At 66.4% G+C, this 20,256-nt stretch carries 28 protein-coding genes and 1 tRNA gene; 15 read left to right on the top strand and 14 right to left on the bottom strand.

Features of this window, described 5'->3' with window-relative positions; genetic code table 11:
• Nucleotides 1-2: 2 nt before the first annotated feature.
• From A5752_RS11610 to A5752_RS11575, 8 genes are all read right to left on the bottom strand, one after another.
• Nucleotides 3-881 carry an SDR family oxidoreductase gene (locus tag A5752_RS11610; RefSeq protein ID WP_067085223.1) on the bottom strand — a complete coding sequence of 293 codons (879 nt, stop codon included), beginning with the start codon at nucleotides 879-881 and terminating at the stop codon, nucleotides 3-5.
• A gap of 49 nt (nucleotides 882-930) precedes the next feature.
• The gene (gene mshC, locus A5752_RS11605) at nucleotides 931-2,169 is read right to left on the bottom strand and encodes a cysteine--1-D-myo-inosityl 2-amino-2-deoxy-alpha-D-glucopyranoside ligase (protein ID WP_067085221.1); all 1,239 of its coding nucleotides are present in this window, start codon (nucleotides 2,167-2,169) and stop codon (nucleotides 931-933) included.
• 58 nt (nucleotides 2,170-2,227) lie between these two features.
• Nucleotides 2,228-3,007, bottom strand: a complete 780-nt coding sequence (locus tag A5752_RS11600) for a 3'(2'),5'-bisphosphate nucleotidase CysQ (protein WP_067085219.1) — start codon at nucleotides 3,005-3,007, stop codon at nucleotides 2,228-2,230.
• 48 nt (nucleotides 3,008-3,055) lie between these two features.
• Nucleotides 3,056-3,892, bottom strand: coding sequence for an SCO1664 family protein (locus A5752_RS11595; RefSeq protein WP_067085217.1), 837 nt, complete (start codon nucleotides 3,890-3,892; stop codon nucleotides 3,056-3,058).
• Nucleotides 3,876-4,463 carry a DUF3090 domain-containing protein gene (locus tag A5752_RS11590; protein WP_067085215.1) on the bottom strand — a complete coding sequence of 196 codons (588 nt, stop codon included), beginning with the start codon at nucleotides 4,461-4,463 and terminating at the stop codon, nucleotides 3,876-3,878. The genes A5752_RS11595 and A5752_RS11590 overlap by 17 nt, the downstream gene beginning before the upstream one ends.
• Before the next feature lie 63 nt (nucleotides 4,464-4,526).
• Nucleotides 4,527-5,243, bottom strand: coding sequence for a histidine phosphatase family protein (locus tag A5752_RS11585; RefSeq protein ID WP_067085213.1), 717 nt, complete (start codon nucleotides 5,241-5,243; stop codon nucleotides 4,527-4,529).
• Nucleotides 5,240-6,070: an undecaprenyl-diphosphate phosphatase gene (locus A5752_RS11580; RefSeq protein ID WP_067085430.1), complete on the bottom strand. Its 831-nt coding sequence runs from the start codon at nucleotides 6,068-6,070 to the stop codon at nucleotides 5,240-5,242. The genes A5752_RS11585 and A5752_RS11580 overlap by 4 nt, the downstream gene beginning before the upstream one ends.
• Before the next feature lie 44 nt (nucleotides 6,071-6,114).
• Entirely contained in the window at nucleotides 6,115-6,426 is a 312-nt protein-coding gene (locus A5752_RS11575; protein WP_067085212.1) for a hypothetical protein, read from the bottom strand.
• Between the two features lie 171 nt (nucleotides 6,427-6,597).
• On the opposite strand from A5752_RS11575, the gene A5752_RS11570 reads away from it, so the two are divergent.
• The 3 genes from A5752_RS11570 to A5752_RS11560 are packed head-to-tail and all read left to right on the top strand — an operon-like array spanning nucleotide 6,598 to nucleotide 8,937.
• Complete coding sequence (locus tag A5752_RS11570) at nucleotides 6,598-7,605, top strand: YncE family protein (RefSeq protein WP_502686719.1); 1,008 nt, start codon at nucleotides 6,598-6,600, stop codon at nucleotides 7,603-7,605.
• Nucleotides 7,602-7,871, top strand: coding sequence for a DUF5703 family protein (locus A5752_RS11565; protein ID WP_067085208.1), 270 nt, complete (start codon nucleotides 7,602-7,604; stop codon nucleotides 7,869-7,871). Before A5752_RS11570 ends, A5752_RS11565 begins: the two co-directional genes overlap by 4 nt.
• 7 nt (nucleotides 7,872-7,878) lie before the next feature.
• The gene (locus A5752_RS11560) at nucleotides 7,879-8,937 is read left to right on the top strand and encodes a quinone-dependent dihydroorotate dehydrogenase (protein WP_197500599.1); all 1,059 of its coding nucleotides are present in this window, start codon (nucleotides 7,879-7,881) and stop codon (nucleotides 8,935-8,937) included.
• Here A5752_RS11560 and A5752_RS28175 read toward each other — a convergent pair.
• From A5752_RS28175 to A5752_RS11550, 3 genes are all read right to left on the bottom strand, one after another.
• Nucleotides 8,934-9,062 carry a hypothetical protein gene (locus A5752_RS28175; RefSeq protein WP_286144517.1) on the bottom strand — a complete coding sequence of 43 codons (129 nt, stop codon included), beginning with the start codon at nucleotides 9,060-9,062 and terminating at the stop codon, nucleotides 8,934-8,936. The two genes, A5752_RS11560 and A5752_RS28175, sit on opposite strands and share 4 nt — an antisense overlap.
• 103 nt (nucleotides 9,063-9,165) lie before the next feature.
• A complete protein-coding gene (locus A5752_RS11555; protein WP_067085205.1) occupies nucleotides 9,166-9,696 on the bottom strand; it encodes a YbhB/YbcL family Raf kinase inhibitor-like protein in 531 nt (176 codons plus the stop codon).
• Between the two features lie 19 nt (nucleotides 9,697-9,715).
• The gene (locus tag A5752_RS11550) at nucleotides 9,716-11,059 is read right to left on the bottom strand and encodes a M20/M25/M40 family metallo-hydrolase (protein ID WP_067085203.1); all 1,344 of its coding nucleotides are present in this window, start codon (nucleotides 11,057-11,059) and stop codon (nucleotides 9,716-9,718) included.
• 72 nt (nucleotides 11,060-11,131) lie between these two features.
• Here A5752_RS11550 and A5752_RS11545 point away from each other — a divergent pair.
• A tRNA-Leu gene (locus A5752_RS11545) sits at nucleotides 11,132-11,217 on the top strand.
• A 26-nt stretch (nucleotides 11,218-11,243) separates the two neighbouring features.
• Here A5752_RS11545 and A5752_RS11540 read toward each other — a convergent pair.
• On the bottom strand, nucleotides 11,244-12,392 hold the full coding sequence (locus A5752_RS11540; protein ID WP_067085201.1) for a site-specific integrase: 1,149 nt from the start codon (nucleotides 12,390-12,392) through the stop codon (nucleotides 11,244-11,246).
• Nucleotides 12,379-12,906 carry a hypothetical protein gene (locus tag A5752_RS11535; protein WP_067085199.1) on the bottom strand — a complete coding sequence of 176 codons (528 nt, stop codon included), beginning with the start codon at nucleotides 12,904-12,906 and terminating at the stop codon, nucleotides 12,379-12,381. Before A5752_RS11535 ends, A5752_RS11540 begins: the two co-directional genes overlap by 14 nt.
• Nucleotides 12,907-13,032: 126 nt before the next feature.
• On the opposite strand from A5752_RS11535, the gene A5752_RS11530 reads away from it, so the two are divergent.
• The 7 genes from A5752_RS11530 (at nucleotide 13,033) to A5752_RS11505 (ending at nucleotide 16,179) form a co-directional block, all read left to right on the top strand.
• Complete coding sequence (locus tag A5752_RS11530) at nucleotides 13,033-13,248, top strand: helix-turn-helix transcriptional regulator (RefSeq protein WP_082963844.1); 216 nt, start codon at nucleotides 13,033-13,035, stop codon at nucleotides 13,246-13,248.
• A 104-nt stretch (nucleotides 13,249-13,352) separates the two neighbouring features.
• Nucleotides 13,353-13,553 carry a hypothetical protein gene (locus tag A5752_RS11525; protein ID WP_067085198.1) on the top strand — a complete coding sequence of 67 codons (201 nt, stop codon included), beginning with the start codon at nucleotides 13,353-13,355 and terminating at the stop codon, nucleotides 13,551-13,553.
• Complete coding sequence (locus A5752_RS11520) at nucleotides 13,550-13,822, top strand: hypothetical protein (protein WP_067085196.1); 273 nt, start codon at nucleotides 13,550-13,552, stop codon at nucleotides 13,820-13,822. Before A5752_RS11525 ends, A5752_RS11520 begins: the two co-directional genes overlap by 4 nt.
• Complete coding sequence (locus A5752_RS11515) at nucleotides 13,819-15,210, top strand: hypothetical protein (protein ID WP_156613777.1); 1,392 nt, start codon at nucleotides 13,819-13,821, stop codon at nucleotides 15,208-15,210. The genes A5752_RS11520 and A5752_RS11515 overlap by 4 nt, the downstream gene beginning before the upstream one ends.
• On the top strand, nucleotides 15,207-15,413 hold the full coding sequence (locus tag A5752_RS27480; RefSeq protein WP_156613775.1) for a hypothetical protein: 207 nt from the start codon (nucleotides 15,207-15,209) through the stop codon (nucleotides 15,411-15,413). Before A5752_RS11515 ends, A5752_RS27480 begins: the two co-directional genes overlap by 4 nt.
• On the top strand, nucleotides 15,410-15,691 hold the full coding sequence (locus A5752_RS11510; protein WP_067085192.1) for a hypothetical protein: 282 nt from the start codon (nucleotides 15,410-15,412) through the stop codon (nucleotides 15,689-15,691). The genes A5752_RS27480 and A5752_RS11510 overlap by 4 nt, the downstream gene beginning before the upstream one ends.
• A complete protein-coding gene (locus A5752_RS11505) occupies nucleotides 15,688-16,179 on the top strand; it encodes an HNH endonuclease signature motif containing protein (RefSeq protein ID WP_067085191.1) in 492 nt (163 codons plus the stop codon). The genes A5752_RS11510 and A5752_RS11505 overlap by 4 nt, the downstream gene beginning before the upstream one ends.
• A gap of 2 nt (nucleotides 16,180-16,181) precedes the next feature.
• Here A5752_RS11505 and A5752_RS11500 read toward each other — a convergent pair whose 3' ends face one another.
• Entirely contained in the window at nucleotides 16,182-16,415 is a 234-nt protein-coding gene (locus tag A5752_RS11500) for a hypothetical protein (protein ID WP_067085189.1), read from the bottom strand.
• 14 nt (nucleotides 16,416-16,429) lie between these two features.
• Here A5752_RS11500 and A5752_RS11495 point away from each other — a divergent pair, with 14 nt between their 5' ends.
• The 4 genes from A5752_RS11495 to A5752_RS11480 are packed head-to-tail and all read left to right on the top strand — an operon-like array spanning nucleotide 16,430 to nucleotide 20,214.
• Nucleotides 16,430-17,893: a terminase large subunit domain-containing protein gene (locus A5752_RS11495; RefSeq protein WP_067085188.1), complete on the top strand. Its 1,464-nt coding sequence runs from the start codon at nucleotides 16,430-16,432 to the stop codon at nucleotides 17,891-17,893.
• The gene (locus tag A5752_RS11490; protein ID WP_067085186.1) at nucleotides 17,890-19,212 is read left to right on the top strand and encodes a phage portal protein; all 1,323 of its coding nucleotides are present in this window, start codon (nucleotides 17,890-17,892) and stop codon (nucleotides 19,210-19,212) included. The genes A5752_RS11495 and A5752_RS11490 overlap by 4 nt, the downstream gene beginning before the upstream one ends.
• Nucleotides 19,212-19,799, top strand: a complete 588-nt coding sequence (locus A5752_RS11485) for a putative phage head morphogenesis protein (protein WP_067085184.1) — start codon at nucleotides 19,212-19,214, stop codon at nucleotides 19,797-19,799. Before A5752_RS11490 ends, A5752_RS11485 begins: the two co-directional genes overlap by 1 nt.
• Nucleotides 19,783-20,214, top strand: a complete 432-nt coding sequence (locus tag A5752_RS11480; protein WP_067085183.1) for a hypothetical protein — start codon at nucleotides 19,783-19,785, stop codon at nucleotides 20,212-20,214. The genes A5752_RS11485 and A5752_RS11480 overlap by 17 nt, the downstream gene beginning before the upstream one ends.
• The last annotated feature ends 42 nt before the right edge of the window (nucleotides 20,215-20,256 follow it).

The raw sequence follows: 20,256 nt of genomic DNA, 5'->3' as shown, positions 1-20,256 counted from the left end.
GGTTAACGGCTTTCCAGCGCTTCGGTGCGCGCGCTCATCGATCGGCCCAGCGCCGCGACCTCGGCGTCCATCTTCGGCAGCAGTTCGGGTACCGACTTGAGCGAGGCGCGCTCCCCCAGCCGCGACGACAACAGCGGCTTCAGCCAGCGCATGAGGCCGACGAAGCGGGGGCAGTTGATCTGCCGCTTGCGCTCCTCGATGCCCTTGACGAACAACTCCCCGCACTCGCGCACCGACGTGGTCTTGCCCAGCGGACCCGGCAGGGCGTCGAGCATCGCGCGGGCGCTCGGCAGGTCCGACCGGCTCTCCTGCACCAGCGGGGTGTCGATCCAGAGCATGTGCGCCGACCCGACGTCGACACCGCGGTGTGCCACCTCGAGGCGTAACGCGTTGGCGAAGTGCTCCACCGCGGCCTTGGACGCGTCGTAGGGGGCCATCCCGGCCGAAGCCGCATAGGCGGCCGCCGAGGACACGATCAGCACATAACCGCGGCGCTCGATCACCGACGGCAGCGCCGCACGGACGGTATGGAAGACACCCACGACGTTGACGTCGATCAGCGTGCGGAACGCCACCGGGTCGACCTGCAGTACCGACCCGTACGTCGCGATGCCCGCGTTGGCCATCACAATGTCGATGCCGCCGAACCGCTCGACACCCTTGGCGACGGCGGACTCCATCGCGGCCAGATCCCGCACGTCGGCGACGGCGGTGACCACACCCTCGTTGCCGAACCGCGCGGCGACCTCATCCAGACGTTTCCCGTCCAGGTCGGTCAGCACCAACTTCGCGCCCTTGGCGTGCAGGCGGCGGGCGACCTCTTCGCCGATGCCGTTCGCCCCACCGGTGATGAGGACGACTTTGCCGTTCACAGAAACCATGGGCGAAAACGTACCCCGCGCGAAGGGAGCGCGGGCGGGTCTGGCCGTTCTACAGCCGAATGCCCAGCAGCGCGTCGACGGCGGTGCCCACCGTGTGCCCGGCCGAGGCGTCGTGCCCGCCGTAGGTCAACGCGTCGGTGACCCAACCATCCAGCGCGGCAAGTGCTTTCGGGGTGTCCAGATCGTCGGCCAGGTACCGGCGAACCCGGTTCACCACGTCGGTCGCGTCCGGCGCCGCGGGCAGCGCCACCGCCGTACGCCACCGGCCGAGCCGCTCGACCGCCTCGGCCAGCACATCGTCGCTCCAGTACCGGTCTTCGCGGTAGTGCCCGGCGAACAGCCCGAGGCGGATCGCCGCGGGGTCGACACCCTCGGCGCGCAGCCGCGAGACCAGCACCAGGTTGCCGCGGCTCTTGCTCATCTTGTGGCCGTCCCAGCCGATCATCCCGGCGTGCACGTAGTGACGCGCGAATCTCCGCTCGCCGGTGACGGATTCGGCGTGGGCCGCGGAGAACTCGTGGTGCGGGAAGATCAGGTCGCTGCCGCCGCCCTGGATGTCGAGGTCGGTGCCGATGCGGCTCAACGCGATCGCAGCGCATTCCACGTGCCATCCGGGCCTCCCCGGCCCGAACGGCGAGGGCCAGCTCGGCTCCCCCGGCCGCTGCGCACGCCACAACAGGGCGTCGAGTTCGTCACCCTTACCGGGCCGGTCGGGGTCGCCGCCGCGTTCGGCGAACAGCCGGCGCATGGTGTCGCGGTCGTATCCGGACTCGTACCCGAACTGGGTGGTGGCGTCGGCGCGGAAGTACACGTCGGGATACTCGGCGTCCTCGACGACGTAGGCCGCACCCGATGCCAGCAGCTTCTCGACGATCTCGATGACCTCGGCGATGGCCTCGGTCGCGGCGACGTAGTCGTGCGGCGGCAGCACCCGCAGCGCCGCCATGTCCTCGCGGAACAGCTCGGTCTCGCGGTCGGCGAGTTCGCGCCAGTCGACGCCGTCGCGTTGCGCGCGTTCGAACAGCGGGTCGTCGACGTCGGTGATGTTCTGCACGTAGCGCACCTGGTGGCCCGCATCCAGCCAGACGCGATGCACGAGGTCGAACGTGAGGTAGGTCGCGGCGTGGCCGAGGTGCGTCGCGTCGTAGGGGGTGATTCCGCAGACGTACATCGTGGCGGTCTCGCCCGCGCCGACGGGCCGGACCTGTCGGTCGGCGCTGTCGTAGAGACGTAGCTGGGGTCCGCGGCCCGGCAGCGCCGGGACGACGGGAGCCGGCCACGAATTCATAGTCTCGACTTTAGGCATCGACTCCACCGACATCGCGGGCGGCCATTTCATTCCCGATTCAGTGACGCCAGCGGTTCTGGTACGCCGCCAGGATCTCCTCCAGCAGCGCTCCGCTGAGCTCCGGCCGGCACATCAGCAGGTCGGGCAGGTAGGGATCGCGCCGGTTGTAGATCAACTCTGAACCATCGAGGCGCGAGGCGTGCAGGCCCGCCGCCTGAACCACGCCGGCGGGTGCGGCGGAATCCCACTCCCACTGACCGCCGGCGTGCAGGTAGGCGTCGACGTCGCCGCGCACCACTGCCATCGCCTTGGCGCCGGCAGACCCGATCCGCACCAGTTGGATGTCCATCCGGTCGCGCAGCCACCACAGCACCGGCGGCGGCCGGTTCGCGCTCGCCGTGATGAGGATCGGACCCTCGGTGCGCGGCGGCGGCGGGGTGACGGTGTCGGTGCGGTAGACCTCGTTGCGGGCGGGCAGTGCGACCGCGGCGTCGGTGATGCGCCCGTTGGGGCCGCCGTCGCGGCGCCACAGCGCGATGTGGACGGCCCAGTCCGTGCGTCGTGGCATGGAGAACTCGTGGGTACCGTCGACCGGATCGACGATCCAGCACCGGTCGGCGTCGACGCGCGAGAGGTCGTCGACGGCCTCTTCGGAGAGCACGTGGTCGTCGGGCCTCGCCGCGCGGAGCCGGTCGAGGATGAGCTTGTTGGCGAGCTTGTCCCCGGTGTCGCCGAGGTCGTAGGGGTCGTAGTAACCCACCTGCTCGCGAACCTTCAGCAGCATCTCGCCCGCCTCGGCGGCCACCTCGGCGGCCAGCGCCGCATCGGTCAGGCTCATCAGGTCAGTATCACCAACGTGTCCCTCACCGGCGCGACAGGCTCGGCGTCAGAACGCCGGCCACGGGATCGGGCGGCGACGATCGGGGCCGGGCATCACCGGATCGGAGAGCAGCGCAACGGTTCTGGCGAGCAGCGCGGCGACCTCCCACTCGGTGATGAGCGTGCACAGCTCGTCGGCGAGCCCGTCTCGCAGCCGGTCGCGCAATGCGGCCACCGATTCGAGCGTCTGGTCGTCGACGGGTTTACCGGCCCAGCCCCACAGCACCGTGCGCAGCTTGTCCTCGACGTGCAGCGTCACCCCGTGGTCGACGCCGTACACGCGCCCGTCCACCCCGGACAGGATGTGGCCGCCCTTGCGGTCGGCGTTGTTGACCAGCACGTCGAACACCGCCATCCGGCGCAACCGGTCGTCGTCGGCGTGCACCAGCGTGACCTCGTCGCCCGCGTAGTCGTAGGCCTGCAGGATCGGCAGAAAGCCGGGCGGGATGCGCCCCGCCGGAAGCAGATCCACCAGGTCCGGACCCGCCGGACGTTCGTCGTCGACCTCGTCGCCCGGCTGGTCGACCCACAGCTGCACCATGCCCTCGCCCGCGGGCCCCTCGCGAATGATGGTGTAGGGCACGATGTTCCAACCCAACGCGGCTGACACCACATACGCGCCGCGCTCACGACCGGCCAGCGTGCCGTCGGGGAAGTCCCACAGCGGCGCCTCACCCGCGACCGGCTTGTAGACGCAATGCACTTGCTGCTCGCCGAGATTCGCCTCACACAGGAACGTCGCGTTGCTGGCCGAGCGGATGCGTCCGATGACGGTCAGCTCGCCGCTGCGCAACACCTCTTCCCGGACGGCGTCGTCGGACCCGCCGTCAGATGTCGATGTCATCGTCGGACTCGGCGAAGGCGCCGCGCCGATAGCCGTTGGTGCGCACGCAGATGTGGCCCTCCGGGTCCAGCGGCTCGTCACACAGAGGACAGGGCGGTCGGCCTGCCGAGATGACCCGGTTGGAGCGCGTCGCGAACTCGCGCGCGGACTCCGGGGTGAGGAACACGCGCACCGCGTCGGGGCCCTCCTCCGCGTCGTCGAGCACCACCGATGCGTCGAATTCGGTCTCCGTCACCGCGAGGAGTTCGACGACCACCGTCTGCGCTTCGGAGTCCCAGCCGAGCCCCATCGTGCCGACCCGGAATTCCGCGTCGACCGGAGTGATCAGCGGGCTGAGGTCTTCGACCTCACCGGTGTCGGGTGGGATCGGCGTGCCGAACCGGCGATTGATCTCGAGCAGCAGCGCGGCAATCCGTTCGGCGAGAACGGCAACCTGTTGCTTCTCGAGAATCACCGAGACGACGCGCTTGTCGTGTACGGCTTGGAGGTAGAAGGTGCGGTTGCCGGGCTGACCGACGGTCCCGGCCACGAAGCGGTCGGGTGTGCGGAAGACGTGGATTGCGCGGGGCATAGCACTTCCAAAATACCGGGCACCTTCCAAAATACCGGTTCGGGCTTGCAGCCGTGCTTGCGACTAGCCGGTCGATCCGCCGACGACGGCGTCCTCCGGCGGCACCTCGCCGTCACCGGAGTCGGCCTGACCGTCGCTCTTTGGCGGTTTCGGCACCAGGCCGGACGTCAGTTGGTCGCCGGTGTGGTTGACGTGGATCACGAACGGGCGGACCGACGTGTAACGGATCACGCTCATCGACGCCGGGTCGGCGGTGATCCGCTGAAAGCTGTCGAGGTGGGTCCCGAGCGCATCGGCGACGATGGCCTTGATCACATCGCCATGCGTGCAGGCGACCCAGAGCACGTCGCCCTCGTGCTCCTCGGCGAGTCGACGGTCGTGCTCGCGCACCGCCGTCACCGCGCGGGACTGCACGTGGGCGAGGCCTTCGCCGTCGGGGAACACCGCGGCGCTCGGCTGCTGCTGCACCACCGACCACAGCGGTTCTTTGACCAGATCGGCGATCTTGCGGCCCGTCCACGCGCCGTAGTCGACCTCCGAGATCCGTTCGTCGACGACCGGGGTCAGGCCCAGCGCCGCGGCCAGCGGTTCCACGGTCCGCTCGCAGCGCAGAAGCGGCGAACGCACGATGGCGCGAATCGGCAGCGATCCGATGCGGGTCGCCACCGCCTGCGCCTGTTCTCGCCCCTTGTCGTCGAGGTCGACGCCCTCGGACCGGCCCGCGAGCGTGTGCGCGGTGTTGGAGGTCGAGCGCCCGTGGCGCAACAGGATCACCGTCATGTCGCCGCCACCACACCCGTCCCCAACAAGATCAAGACCACGATGCCCAGCATGACGCGATATCCGACGAACCAGTACATGCTGTGCCTGACCAGGAACCGCAGGAACCACGCCACCGCGGCGAAGCCGACCACGAACGCGATGACGGTGGCCACGAGCAGTTGCGGGCCGCTGGCGCTCATTCCCTCACCCACCGGGTGGAAGGCGTCGGGCAGCGAGAACAATCCGGACGCGAACACCGCGGGGATGGCCAGCAGGAAACCGAATCGGGCGGCCACCTCACGGTTGAGGCCACAGAAGAGGCCGGCGCTGATCGTCGCTCCGGAGCGGGATACGCCCGGCAGCAGCGCCAGGCACTGCGCGAAGCCGACGATGATGCTGTCCTTGAACGTCAGCTTCTCCACCGTGCGGGTCTGGCGGCCGAAGTACTCCGCGGCGGCGATGACGGCCGAGAACACGATCAGCGCGATCGCAATGGCCCACAGATTGCGCGCCCCGGTGCGGATCTGGTCTTTGAACAGCAACCCGAGCACGCCGATCGGGATGGTGCCGACGATCACGTACCAGCCCAGCCGGTAGTCGGCGTTGCGGTGCGCGGTGACGAACAGTCCGTTGAACCAGGCCTTGACGATGCGCCCGATGTCCTTGGCGAAGTACAAAAGGACCGCGAACTCGGTGCCGAGCTGCGTGACGGCGGTGAAGGATGCGCCCGCGTCGTCGGCGAAGAAGACCCGCGAGGTGATCGCCAGATGTCCCGAGGACGAGACGGGCAGAAACTCGGTGAGGCCCTGCACGATTGCGAGGACGACAACCTGCACCCAAGACATTGCCGGCACGTCCGTCATGGCGACGACCGTACCGTGGGCGGGTGTTAGCGGCCGGTCCGCGCCACGGGCTCGGCGACGGCGACCAGATCACGCACCGCGGCGCCCACGCTGCGCCGGTCGGTGAGGTCGATGTCGGTCAGCTTGCGACTGGACGCCGCGACCACGTCCTCCTCATGCGGGACCGGGCCGGTCAACCGCGGGCGGTAGATCTCGACGACCAGCATCTGGCGCTCGACGTGGAACGAGAAACTGCGGCCGTCGCCCACCTGGCCGAACCCGCTGGCGTGCAGACCAGTGGTCATGTCCTCGATCACAAATTCCCGGGCATCCAGTGCGCGGTCCGCGGCGAGGGTCATGATCGCACCATACCGTTGACGCGGCCGCTGATTATGGGGCCACGGCGAGCGGATGAAAGCTCACGTGCAGCGGTCTGCCTAAACTGGCCATTCAGTCGATTTCCCGTACGCACGACCGAGAGCTACCCCTTGCCGCCATTCGTAAACACCCGGAATCAGCCGATTCGCCGGATTGTGGCGGCACTGGCAATCTTCCCGGCGTTTGTCCTGGTCGGCGGCTGCTCCTCCGAGTCCTCGGACGCACCGCCGACTATCGCTCCCGCGCAGGCAGCGCGGTCGCCCGAAGGCACCGGCCGTCCGGACGGCGTGGTGCGCCCGCTGGCCGGGAACGCGCAGGCGGCGATCGTCGACGCAGCGAGCGGTGCGCTCGCGGTGCTGGTGCCCGGCCCGGCCGGCAATGCGCAGGTCACGGTGTTCGCCAGGGACAGTAACGACGCGACGACGGTGTCGCTGCCCAGTGCGGCGACCGCCCTGACCGGCGACGGCGACGGGCACGCCTACGCCGCCACACGCGGTGGATACCACCGGATCGACCTCGCCGCCCACACCGCGACCAAGGTCGACGTCGAGGGTCAAGCGGACACCGACTTCACCGCGATCGCGCGCCGCGCCGACGGGCGGATGGTGCTCGGCAGCGCCGACGGCGCGGTCTACACCCTGGGCTCCGACACCGCCGTCGCGGCTCGGCTTAAGATCTTCGCGCGCGTCGATGCGCTTGTCACGCAAGGCAATACGGCCGTGGTGTTGGACCGCGGACAGACGTCGGTGACGGCACTCACCGAGGACGGCGCCCAGCAGGCGCAGGCGTTGCGCGCCGGTGAGGGTGCGACGACGATGGCCGCCGATCCGGCCGGCCGGGTGCTGGTCGCCGACACGCGGGGCGACGGGCTGCTGGTGTTCGGCACCGACCCGCTGATCCTGCGCCAGCGCTATCCGGTTCCCGACTCCCCCTACGGCCTCGCGGGGTCGTCGACGCTGGCCTGGGTGTCGCAGACAGCGGCGAACGCCGTCGTTGGCTACGATCTGGCCACCGGCATCCCCGTCGAGAAGGTGCGATATCGAACCGTGCGGCAACCCGACTCCCTGGCATACGACGAATCCTCTGGCACGCTGTATGTGGTGTCCGGAACGGGAGCGGGTGTGCAGGTGATCGTCGACGCGGCGAAAGCGCACGCATGAGCGCGATCCACCGCGGACGGATGCCACCGGGCTGGGAGGACGTCGTCAAGTCCGACCCCTCGGACGATTACGAATGGATCCCCCTGCGGCTGCCGCCGGACGTGACGCGCGTCAGCGCCTCGACCCGGTTGTCGATCGAGGCCGAGTACCGCGGCTGGGAACTCACCCGCGTCCGCCTTTACACCGACGGTTCGCGCCGGGTGCTGCTGCGCCGCAAGAAGACGGCGGCCGGCCGGACGGGCATCCCCGAGCAGCCCGCACAGTGATCGGATGATGTATCGCGCGCTGCGGCGGGCCCTGTTTCTGGTTGCGCCCGAACGGATTCACACCTGGGTATTCGCCGTGCTGCGGGCCGCCACCTACTTCTCGTGGCCGCGGCGTGCCCTGAACCGGTGGTTGGGCCCCCGCGATCCGATCCTTGGGAGCACCGTCTTCGGCGTCCGGTTCCCGGGTCCCCTCGGCCTGGCGGCGGGCTTCGACAAGAACGGCAGCGGTCTGCACACCTGGGGTGCCCTGGGTTTCGGCTACGCCGAGGTGGGCACGGTGACCGCGCAGGCCCAGCCCGGCAATCCGAAGCCGCGGATGTTTCGCCTCGCCGAGGACCACGCGCTGCTCAACCGGATGGGCTTCAACAATCACGGCGCGGGTGAACTCGCGGTGCGTCTGGCCCGGCACGTTCCCGACGTCCCGATCGGGGTGAACATCGGCAAGACGAAGGTCACGCCTGCGGAGGCGGCGGTCGAGGATTACGCGTCGTCGGCGCGGCTGTTGGGGCCGCTCGCGTCCTTCGTCGTCGTCAACGTCAGCTCTCCCAACACGCCGGGGCTGCGCGATTTGCAGGCGGTCGAGTCGTTGCGTCCGATCCTGGCCGCGGTGCGGGCCGAGACTTCGACACCGGTGCTGGTGAAGATCGCACCCGACCTCTCCGACGAGGATGTCGATGAAATCGCCGACCTGGCAGTCGAACTCGGTCTGGCAGGCATCGTCGCCACCAACACGACGGTGTCACGCGACGGGTTGGCGACGCCGGGCGTCGACGAGCTGGGACCGGGCGGGATCTCCGGACGGCCGGTGGCCGAGCGTTCGGCGGAGGTGCTACGCAGGCTGTATCGCCGCGTCGGGGACCGGCTGGTGTTGATCAGCGTCGGCGGCATCGAGACCGCCGACGACGCCTGGGACCGGATCACCTCCGGCGCTTCGCTTTTACAGGCTTACACCGGGTTCGTGTACGGCGGCGGGCTGTGGGCCAAGCGTATTCACGACGGCATTGCCCGCCGCCTTCACGAGGGGGGCTTCGCGTCCTTGGCGGACGCAGTGGGGTCGGCCAATTAACTGGCCCGCTTGCGCTTGCGGATGAACTCACCCGCCTCGGCTTCGCGCTGCCGCTTCTCGGCGCGGCGCTCCTTGAGGGATCGTTCGGCCTTCTTCAGGCTCCTACCCGGTTTCTTGTCAGCCATTGTCGCTCCTTAACAGAAGTGGCAATCACTCAACCGCGACCATACGTCAGTTCCCGAGAAAAGCCAGCCGTGCAGGTAATCGAAGCGCGCAGAGCGGATTTCGCTACTTCTGCTCGTAGGTCGCGTGGATCAGCGCCCTCGCGATCGCGTGCTGGAACAGATTGAAGCCGAGGTATGCGGGAGTCGCGTCCTCGGGCAGATCCAGCTTCTCGGCGTCGACCGCGTGCACGGCGACGATGTAGCGGTGCGGGCCGTGTCCGGGCGGCGGTGCGGCGCCGATGAAGCGCTTGATGCCGGCGTCGTTGCGCAGCGTGAGCGCATCGCCGGGCAGTCCGCTGCCGTCGCCCGCGCCTGCGGGGAGTTCGGTCACGGTGGCGGGCAGGTTCGCCACGGCCCAGTGCCAGAATCCGGACGCGGTCGGGGCGTCGGGGTCGTAGACCGTGACGGCGAAGCTACGGGTCTCCTCGGGGAAGCCTGACCAGGTCAGGTGGGGCGATACGTCGTTCCCGCCGGCGCCCATGATGCCGCTGACCTGGTCGTTACCCAGCGCGTCACCGTCGTTGAACGTGTTCGAGGACAGCTTGAACGTCGGTAGCTTCGGGAGGAACTCGTACGGGTTGTAGTCAAACGCCATGACTCGTCCTTTCGTCGATTCAGCAGTGCAGCAGGAAGTGTTCGAGAACCTGGGTACCGAACTTCAACGCGTCAACGGGTACCCGTTCGTCGACGCCGTGGAACAGCGCGGTGAAATCGAGGTCGGGCGGCAACTGCAGCGGGGCGAACCCGAAGCAGCGAATGCCCAACTGCGCGAAGGCTTTTGCGTCGGTTCCGCCGGAGAGCATGTACGGCACGATGCGGGCGTCGGGGTCCACGGACAGGATTGCGCCGTTCATCGCGTCGACCAGGTCGCCGTCGAACGTGGTCTCGTAGGACGGCAGCTCGGTCACCCACTCGCGGGTCACGTTCGGCCCGATCAGCTCGTCGACCTCGCGTTCGAAGGCTGCCTGGCGCCCGGGCAGGATGCGGCAGTCCACCACCGCCTCGGCCGACGCCGGGATGACGTTGGCCTTGTAACCGGCCTTGAGCATCGTCGGGTTGGCGGTGTCGCGCAGCGTGGCCCCGACGACGCGGGCGATCGGCCCGAGCTTGGCGATCGCGCCGGCCAGGTCCGGTGAGTCGATGTCGAACGAGTAGCCGGTCTCCTCGGTGACGGCCTGCAGGAACTGGCCGACCGCGTCCGTCATGACCAGCGGGAACTCGTGGCGGCCCAGCTTGGCCACCGCCTCGGCGACCGCGGTGACGGCGTTGCTGTCGTGGATCATCGAGCCGTGGCCGGCGTGGCTGCGCGCGGTCAGCTTCATCCAGTTCATCGACTTCTCGGCCGTCTCGACCAGGTAGAGGCGTCGCTCCCCGCCGTCCTTGCGCGGCACGGTCAGCGAGAAACCGCCGACCTCACCCACCGCTTCGCTGACGCCGGCGAACAGGTCCGGCCGGTGCTTGACCAGCCAGTGCGACCCGAACTTGCCGCCGGCCTCCTCGTCGGACAGGAACGCGAAGATCAGGTCGCGCGGCGGGGTGATGCCCGCCCGTTTGAAGTGCCGCGCGATCGCGATCAGCATGCCGCACATGTCCTTCATGTCGACCGCGCCGCGGCCCCACACGTAACCGTCCTCAACGGCGCCCGAGAAGGGGTGCACGCTCCAGTCGGAGGCCTCGGCGGGCACGACGTCGAGGTGGCCGTGCAGCAGCAGCGACCCGCGTGAGCTGTCGGCGCCCTCGAGCCGGGCGAAAACATTGCCCCGGCCGGGCGCGCCCGCCTCGACGTATTCGGTCGCGTACCCGACTTCTTCGAGCTGTTCGGCCACCCAGCGCGCGCATTCCGCCTCGCCCTTGGTGGTGGCCGGGTCGCCCGTGTTGGACGTGTCGAACCGGATGAGCGTGCTGACGAGGTCGACGACCTCCGCTTCGGCGTTGACGGGACCAGTCACAGTCACCATTCGTACCATTGACGTGCCAGCTGGGTTTGGGTCCGGCCTCGGTGATCCGATAGCCTTAGCTGCCCACAACGAGTCCGAGTGGCGGAATGGCAGACGCGCTAGCTTGAGGTGCTAGTGCCCTATTAACGGGCGTGGGGGTTCAAGTCCCCCCTCGGACACAAAATCCTTTGTCGTATCTTCGCAGCTAGACAGCTGTTTTCTTGCGCGGTCGGCGACGGTCGGCAGGTGCTTTGGACACACTTTGGACACACTTCTCGATCTTCGCGTCGAGATTGACCGCTACCGCGTCGAGGTCGGAGTCGAACAAATCGCTGTAGACCCGCAACGTCACGGACGGGTCTTTGTGGCCGAGCATCCGCGACACCGCAAGCACATTCGCGCCCGCCGACACCGCAAGCGACGCTGCCGCGTGTCGCAGATCGTGAGGCGTGATCGTCTGCACCTGCGCCCGCTCGACCGCCCGGTTGAACCAACCCGTCGAGTCATAACTCGGACGTTTCAAATAGCCGCCGTTGCGCGCCGGGAAAAGTAAGTCGTCGGGAGCCTTGCCCTCGCACCGTACCGCCAGCCGAGCCAGCACCGACGCGGCGACCGGCACCGTGCGATTCTCCTTGCCTTTGGTCTGCCCGACCTCGAATTCCTGCCCGACCTGGACGGCATTGCGATGCACCGAGATACGACGTTTCAAGAACTCCACATCGGCGACGGTCAGCGCGATCGCCTCACCCCACCGCAACCCGGTGAATGCCAGTGTCAGCACGAGATCGGCGTGACGACCGGACTCCTCGGCCAACCGGCACACATCCTCCTCGGTGAGGTACACATGTCGCTTCGGTGATTTCTTCGGCTTCTCCCCCCGCTTGAACCGACGCGCTGGATTGAACGCCAGTGCCCGGTGCTCGATCGCGTCGTCGAGGATGCCCGCCAGGATGCCGACCGCCCTATTGACCACAGTCGCGCTCGATCCGTCGCGGGTCATGGCCGCCGCCCACGCCTTCACATCCAGAATGTCGACCTTGTTCACGGGCACGGCGGCCCACTTGGGTCCGACATGCTTGCCGTACGCGTACTTAATCGTGCGGTAATAGGACGGCGCAAGTGTCTGTTCCTGTCGTGACAGCCATCCGACTGACAGATCGCCGACTGTCACCCGGCCCCGCGCCGGTGATACGTAGGCACCCTCGGTCTTGGAGGTCTCGACCTTCGATGCCCACGCCGATGCGTCGCGCTTGGTAGTGAATCCGCGCTTACGAGAAGTGTTCCCATTGGGCTGGCGGTAACGGACTTCCCACCGCTCCCCAGCTACGGTCGGGTACCGCCTAATCGTCGCCATCGGACAGCAGCTCCTGTTCTCGACGCTCTGCCCGACGAGCCTTCAGCCACGCCGCCTGCGTTTTCCTGTCCTGCTGAACCTGGTCGGTGAGCCGCCAGCCGGGCCATGCCGCCGCCCTAAATACGAGGGTCAGCCGGTCATCGCCCGGAAGCGGATAGCTACCGCGTAGCCAGTCCCACAACTGCTGCGCGGTCAGTTCCTCGTCGGCACCCGTTGTGCCTACCATTTCGCCGGCATCGTGAGTTTCGGGCATCAGCAGCGTAACCGGTGAAACACCAAGGGCAACAGCAAGTCCGATCAGATCATCTGCGTCGACTCGACGCGTCCGTCTGACGATTTTTCGCAACCCAAGTGGTGGTATCGTGCGGCCGATCTTCGCGAGGCGATCCGACAGAGCCGCAAACGTCAGGTTCTGTTCCTTCAGTAGGCGCTCGACGTTGGCGGCGACCGCCTCACCGCTCGGCCCCAGTGGGTTTTTCGTTAGTGCCTTCTCAGGCTCTTGGTCTGCTGCCATGAAGACATCTTAATCGATCTTTTGGATCGCACAAGCGATTCACTTGACAGAGTGAGGAATCGTGATGCACGATTAGCCTCAGAGCGATCGTTTGGATCTCTCACGAGATAGAAAGGATACAGTCACGTGGCTGACCTCCCGCCTCGACCGCTGGCAACCCCGGCAGAGGTCGCGGTGTACCGCCGCACATCAGAAGCGGCACTAGCGCAAGAGCGCTATCGCGGAACCGGTCCCAAGTTCAAGAAGCTCGGCAAGAGGGTCTTCTACGACTGGGACGACGTGCATCAGTGGATCGCGTCAAACACCTTGCAGCGAACCGACGATCGGCCGGGGGCTGCATGACCAACACCCCCAATACGTCAACGCCCCCCGTTTATCCCGACGTTGCCGCGTCGGGCGGGAGGCGCTGCACCCAACCCTCACTAGATCAGATTGGAAGTTCAATCATGACACAGACAGCCTGCGACGTCGACCAGGCCGCGAAGCATGCCATCGACTCAGCCCGCGACCACATCGACACATCGGCCTACTACTTGCACGACGCGATCGGCCACCTCGACGGTGCCCGACGCACCCGCGCCCAACAGATCCACGACAACATCACCAGCACCCTGGCTGCCCTCGACCGCCTGCGGGAGACGCTATGAATGCCGCAGCCGCCGAGTACATCACAGGTATCCACCGCCGCCGCAGCGCCTCCCGGCGCATCGAGGACGGCGATCCCTGGCACTACGACGACCCCGACGAGATCACCGAACGGTACGTAGACGGGTACCGGGACGCGGTTGAACATCTCCTTATCCAAGGGCTCGCTCCAGCTCCGAACTTGCGGGCGCTGCGGGTGATGTGGCGGCGAGGTGGAGAAGATCAGCGCCTCGCAATCCGCGTCGCCGAAATGTGGGAGGTGGCAGCTTGACAGCCACGTTCTGGAATGCCCGGCCGGTCCTGCAGCACGCGCTTACAGTGGCGCGTGCCCGCAGGGTCGGCCCTTGGGCCGTTGTCGGCAACGCGATGGCCCGCGCGGTCGCCACGATCCCCCCGAACATCACCATTCCCGGGCTGGTCGGTGGACGCACGTCGTTGAACCTGTTCATCGGTTCGGTTGGCCCGTCCGGTACCGGTAAGGGGGCTGCTGACGCTGCATCCGTAGAAGGCATTCAGTTCGACGGCCCCCGTATCGAGCAAGTGCCGATCGGCACCGGAGAGGGCGTCGCCCGCACCTTCCGGCCGATCGGCACTAAACCCGACGACCCCAATCCGGTGACCAACGTGATCTTCACCTGCCCGGAGATCGACACCTGGGCCGCGCTTGCCGCCCGCTCCGGTGCCACCCTCTCAGCGGAGACCCGCAAGCTGTACTCCGGGGAACAACTCGGATTCGGCAACGCCGGCAAGGACACCCGCGTCATCGTCGAGGCCCACTCCTACCGGGCCTGCCTGATCGCAGGCGTCCAGCCTCTACGGTCACAGACCCTACTCGGTGCCGCCGATGGTGGATTGCCGCAGCGGTTCGTGTGGCTTCCCGTTACCGATCCCGACGCACCCGACGACCCACCAGAAGATCCCGGCGTGTGGAAGGTCCAGACCCCGTCGTGGGGGCGCGACGTAGGACACCTCCGTGTCGTCGGCGGCAACGCTGATCTCAAGGTGCCAGAGTCGGCCCGCACCGCGATTGACAACTATCGCCTCGCAGTACTCCGCGAGGACCACAACGTCGATCCGCTGGACGGACACAGACTGTTGTGCCAGTTGAAGGTCGCAGTCGCGTTGATGGCACTCGACGGCCGCACGATCGTCGACGACACCGACTGGAAACTGTCGGGCTACGTGATGGACGTCAGCGCCCACACGCGCGAACGTTGCCGCCGCGCACTCGTCGAGCAGTCCCGCAACCAGAACACCGCCCGCGCACTCGCCACAGCCGAACGTGAGGAGATCATCTCCGATCGGAAGCTCCAGCGGTGTAAAGAGGGCATCCTGCGGACCGTCTCACGGCTCCCCGATCAGCAGCTGATCCCCCACAACCAGCTAAGGCGCAGCCTCAAATCCGACGTGCGCGACTACTTCGACGCCGCCATCAATGAGCTGATCACCGAACGCCGCATAACCGCAGCTAGAACCGCTAAAGGGCCAACGGGAACGCTGTACGGAGGTCCACCCGTGGACCACCCGTCCACCCTGTCTGAACAGCGGAAACAAGAGGTGGACCACAGGTCCACGGTGGACCCCAACCGGCCACAACATCGACGCCGTGAACGGAACAAGTACCGCAACGCCCAGCAAACAGGAGAACAGACCGCATGACCGTACGGTTCCTACGCGTCCTAGGCGCCCGCTCCCGCGACGCCACAGTCCTCGCCACCGTCGACAACTACCTCGTTCGCTGGCGTCCCCGCGACGGCTGGACATGCACCTGCGACGAACTCGAGTTCGTCGACTGCCCGCACATGGGCCGCGTCGAAGAACTTCTCGACCACCGAGTCCTCAACAAAGGAGAAACACCATGACTACCAACTTCCACGACCCGGCCGCCGTCGACTTCCCGCAGGGCACCGTCGTCCTCGCACCACACGATCTCGAAGGCCGCCTCTTCGCCGCACCCAACGCCACGTTGGGCATCGGCGTCCAATTCCGCGACCAGATCCTCGGCCACTTCCTCCTCGCCCTCGCCCCGAGTCAGGTCGAGGGACTGCACCGGTTCCTCGGCGAACTCATGCAACTCAGCGCAGAAGAACTCGCCGCCCTCCGCGACCGCGCCCACCAAATCAACCAGGACACCGAGTGATCGCCCGCCCATGCCTCGCATGCGGGGAGCCGATCACGGCCGGCAGCTATTGCCGCGACTGCACACCGGCTGACAAGCCACGGCCCGAGGGCCACGTCCACACCAACACCACGAAGTGGAAGAAGCTGTCACAGCGCCTACGCAAGCTGCAGAACTACTGCGATATGTGTGGGTCCACAGAGCGCCTGACCGTCGACCACATCCTCCCGGTCAGCGACTACGAGGAACTCGCCTACGCCGTCGAGAACCTCCGCGTGCTCTGCCACACGGACAACAGCAGGCGCGGCGACAGGTACACCCAAGCCGAAGCCGATGCCGTGATCGCACGACTCGAGGAGGCTTACAAACGACGCCCAACTCGTAAAGGCCGCGAACGGATCGAGGCAGCACGCCGAGCCTCTGACCAGGGCCTATGCGGTCAAGGGGCCGAATCGCCGCCGGATGGCAAGCCGCAGGGGGCGTTACACACCAGTAGGCGGTCTACGTGAAGTCAGTCGAACACCGCAATTGGCCTCGGTTCCAACGTCTGATGCTGCAACACGAACTTCCACGTGTGAGGCGCGCAGGTAATTGCCGACCCGCTGGCGGTATCCGTGATCTGCAGAACGCCGGCCTCGGTGACTTGGAGCTTCGTCTCGTCTGTGATCTGTTCCTTGAGTCCCGGCGGGCCTCCGTATGCCCAGACAATCTCGAAGTCGACGTATGGACCCTTCATGCTTGCCATACCTGGAGCCTGCCATGAGAGCCGGACCGAAGGCAGCTGTCGATGACAGTGTGTTGCCTTGGCGGCCGCGGTCGACAGGTTCGGCGCGTTTCGATTCGTTTTGCCAGAAGTTCGTGAAGGTGCCGAAAGGCACGGGCGCGAGGTCGCCGCTGCGGCTGAGGGATTGGCAGCGCGACCTCGTAGGGTCGGTGCTGGACGCAAATCCTCGGCCGCGCACGGCGGGCTGGATGCTGCCGCGTGGGTCCGGGAAAAGCTCGCTGATGTCCGCGTGGGGCGTCTACGAACTGTTCACGGGTGGTGAGGGTTCGGTGGTGTGCGTCGTCGCTGTTGACGAACGCCAGGCCGGGATCGTATTCAACATCGCGCGCCGCATGGTGGAACTCGACGAGGACCTTTCTTCCCGCTGTCAGGTGTTCAAGGAACGGTTGTATATCCCGAACACGGACAGTTCGTTTCACTGCCTACCGGCTGAGCCGAAACGTTTGGAGGGTTTGGACTACACGTTGGCGATCCTCGACGAGGCCGGTGTAGCCAACCGCGACTCGTACGAGGTGCTGACGCTGGCGCAGGGGAAACGCGAGCATTCCACTCTGGTCTGCATAGGGACGCCGGGGCCGAACCTTAACGATCAAGTGCTGCTGGATCTTCGGAACTACGCCGCCGACAATCCCGACGACACGTCAATGGTGTGGCGCGAGTTCTCGGCGGCCGGCTTCGAGGATCACCCCGTCGACTGCGCTCATTGCTGGGAGCTGGCCAACCCCGCCCTCGACGATTTCTTGCACCGCGACGCACTGCACGCCTTGTTGCCGCCGAAGACGCGGGAGGCGACGTTTCGTCGGGCGCGGCTGTGCCAGCTGCCCATCGACAACGACGACGCCTTCTTGCCGCCCGGTGTTTGGGAATCCCTCTCGACCGGTGAGCCCGTACCGGAGGGGACCGACGTTGTTCTAAGCCTCGATGGCTCCTACAACTCGGACGCAACCGCCATCCTGGTCGGGACTGTCTCGACTGAGCCACATTTCGACGTGGTGCGCGTGTGGGACCCGAAAGGCGACCCCGACTATCGCGTGCCCGTCGCAGAGGTAGAACAGACGATCCGCGAAGCGTGCAAGCGGTGGCGGGTGCAGGAGATCTGTGCAGACCCGTTCCGCTTCACTCGCACCCTTCAGGCATTGGAGGCCGAACGGCTGCCAGTCGTCGAGTTCCCCCACAGCCCGAGCCGTTTGACCGCCGCCACCACGGATCTTTACAAGGCGTGCGTCAACGGCGCGCTGACGCACTCAGGGCACCCTGTGCTAGCCGCCCACGTAGCCGCAGCGGTGATCCGAGAAGACCCGCGTGGTATGCGACTCGACAAGGCGTCGAGGTCGCGCCAAGCCCGCAAGATCGACTGCGCCGCTTGCCTTGTCATGGCGCATTCACGCGCCACCTGGCGCGCCACCAAGAAACGAAAGAAGACACGGAGTTTCGCATGACACAAGATGATTTGGTTATCGAGCTGATGCAACGGCTCAACGAGCCCGCCGGCCGCTACGGCGAATTGGAGCGTTACTACCAGGGTCGCCAGGCGCTGGCGTTCCTGTCCCCGGAGGCGAAGACCGCTTTGGGCAGCCGGTTTGGGCGGATCGCGTCGAACATTCCGCGCCTGACGGTGACAGCATTGGCCGAGCGGCTACGGATCACCGGGTTCAGCGACCCGTCGCTGTGGCCGGAATGGGTTCGGCTGAACATGGATCAACAGTCGGGTATCGCGCACCGCGAATCGCTGCTGTTGGGCGACTCGTATGTGTGGGTGTGGGCCGACGCAGCGGGCCGCCCAAAGGTGACGATTGAATCGGCCAAGCAGGTTGCGGTGCAGATCGATCCGGGAAGCCGTGAAATCACCGCCGCTGTGAAGCGCTGGGAGACGAAAACCACGACTGAGGGTGTGCTGCTGCTGCCCGATCGGATCGTGCGCCTGCGGGCCGAGCAGACCGGCGCAACCGTGCACGGCTACAACGTCGTTGACGAGATCCGCAACCCGCTTCGTACGGTTCCGGTCGTTGCGCTACGCAACTCTGATCGGATCTTGGACGACTACGGCTGCTCGGAGATCGATGATCTGATGCCGTTGGTGGACGGGCTGAACAAGTCACTTGCAGACATGCTTGTCGCGTCGGAGTACACCGCCAGGCCACGCAGGTGGGCGACAGGCATCGAGTTGACCGAGATACCGGTGCTCGACGAGAACGGCGACGAGACAGGCGAAACCGAAGAGGCCAACCCTATCCCCGAGGGCAACCGGGCGATGATCTCCGAAAACGACAACGCAAAGTTCGGCCAGTTGGCGGGCGCCGATCTCACCGGCTACGAGACCGCGGTGAACGTGCTACTCGGCCAGATCATGGCGGTGTCCGCGTTGCCTGCCCACTACATCGGAGTCATGCACGATCAGCCGACAAGCGCCGACTCGCTGCGGGCCGCTGAGGCATCGTTGGCAGCGCGGGCAGAGAACCGGCAACAGATCTTCGGCCGATCCTGGGAACAGGTAGCCAAACTGATGATCGCGATCCGCGACGGCCGCACACCGGACCAGATCGACGACATCGGCGTGCAATGGGCCGACGCCGCAACCCGATCAGTCGCTCAAGAGGCCGACGCGGTGGTGAAGCTGCACCAGGCCGGCATTCTGCCGACCTCCTACGCGCTGGCGAAACTCGGCTACTCCGACGATGAAATCGTCAAGATACGGGCCGCCCGCCGCACCGAAAGCCTTGACGCCCAAGGCGTCGACCTATCGCGGCTGGTGAGCTAGTGACGCCATATCAGGAAACCCTGCTGGCGTTAGCGGCTGAGAGTGAGGCGGCCGCTATCGCCCTCTGGGCAAATGTATCTGTTCTCGGCGATGGCCTATTCGTCGGTGCGCTGGCCGCGATCATCGCGGGCTACAACGCCCAAGCCGCTGCACTGGCCGAGGTTGCGTTCGCCGCCGAGGCAACCGTCGCCTTCCAGAAAGCGATACCGGTGATCGGGCTGGCACCAGTGGATGACGTAGAACGGCTCACCAAAGCCGCTACAACGCTGTTGGACACCGCCAGGGCATCCGAGGTGCCCGAGAAGATCGTCGGCCGCCTCGGGCGCGCTGAGCCACTAAACACCGCCGCCCGCACCTACTCCGACTCGATCCGCGAATCAGGACTGACTAAGGGCTGGACACGGCACATGGATAGCGATCCGTGCCAGCTCTGCCGGTGGTGGTGGCGCGAAGGCCGAATCTGGCCCGCCGAACACCCATTCCAAACCCACCCCGGCTGCGCTTGCGTGCCCCGCCCGGTGTGGGCCGAAAACATCCAATCAACCCAATACACACGGAGGTTAGAACGATATGCAAGAGCAAGTTGATGAAACACAACCCGAAACCAATTCGTCGGAGACGACCGAGGTGGCCGCAGATCCGACCGCTCCCGATGTGGATAGCCCCGACGAGGCAGAACCGACACCGGAGGACATGTATCCCCGCCGGATCGTCGAGGAGTTACGCCAGGAGAACGGGAAGTACCGTCAGCGGGCTAGCGGCTACGCCCAACGGCTACACGTCGAACTCGTCCGCGCTACCGGTCGGTTGGCTGATCCGACAGATCTGCCGTACGACGCCGCGCACCTCGACGATCCGGAGACGTTGACAGCGGCGATCGATGCGCTGCTAGAAGCGAAACCGCACCTTGAGTCCCGCCGCCCGGTCGGCGATATCGGGCAGGGCCATAAAGGTGAGAAGACCGCAGAGTTCAGCCTTATGGACCGTCTGCGTTCACTGTAGTAAACTCAGGGGGTAGGGCCTGGTCGCCCTACCCCCCTATCT

It is taken from the genome of Mycobacterium sp. 852002-51961_SCH5331710, from assembly GCF_001665535.1.
Lineage (GTDB): Bacteria > Actinomycetota > Actinomycetes > Mycobacteriales > Mycobacteriaceae > Mycobacterium.
The sequence above is the reverse complement of the archived record's forward strand: the minus strand, read 5'-3'. Positions and strand labels throughout refer to the sequence as shown.